1 rRNA gene is annotated in these 798 nt (G+C 47.9%); it reads right to left on the reverse strand.

The annotated features are described in order from the left end of the window. Positions 1 to 552, reverse strand: a 23S ribosomal RNA gene (locus AC3II9_RS21470); the annotation flags it as partial. Between the last annotated feature and the right edge of the window lie 246 nt (positions 553 to 798).

Consider the following 798-nt stretch of genomic DNA (forward strand, 5'->3'; position numbering starts at 1 on the left):
TCTCTTTCACTCCCCTCCCGGGGTGCTTTTCACCTTTCCCTCACGGTACTGGTTCACTATCGGTCACTAGGTAGTATTTAGCCTTGGGAGATGGTCCTCCCGGATTCCGACGGAATTTCACGTGTTCCGCCGTACTCAGGATCCACTCTGGAGGGCATGTACTTTCGACTACAGGGCTATTACCTGCTCTGGCGGACCTTTCCAAGTCGCTTCGCCTAATACATGCCTTTGTAACTCCGTATAGAGTGTCCTACAACCCCAAGAGGCAAGCCTCTTGGTTTGGGCTCTTCCCGTTTCGCTCGCCGCTACTCAGGGAATCGAATTTTCTTTCTCTTCCTCCAGGTACTTAGATGTTTCAGTTCCCTGGGTCTGTCTCCAGTACGCTATGAATTCACGTAAAGGTACTACGTCATTACACGTAGTGGGTTCCCCCATTCGGAAATCCCCGGATCAAAGCTTACTTACAGCTCCCCGAGGCATATCGGTGTTAGTGCCGTCCTTCATCGACTCCTAGTGCCAAGGCATCCACCGTGCGCCCTTAATAACTTAACCAAGTTATACTTGAACAACGTTCAAGATTTTAAGTTGACACGTCAATTGCTTGACTTGTTTTGACTCTTATCTATTAAAAATAGAAATTTGTGTTTGCTTTCAATGTCGTTTTATCCAGTTTTCAAAGAACAAAGTTACTGATTCACATCACATTGCGATATAGATCAATATATTTGGTGGAGCCTAGCGGGATCGAACCGCTGACCTCCTGCGTGCAAGGCAGGCGCTCTCCCAGCTGAGCTAAGG

The sequence above is a fragment of the Lysinibacillus sp. RU7 genome (assembly GCF_057837305.1).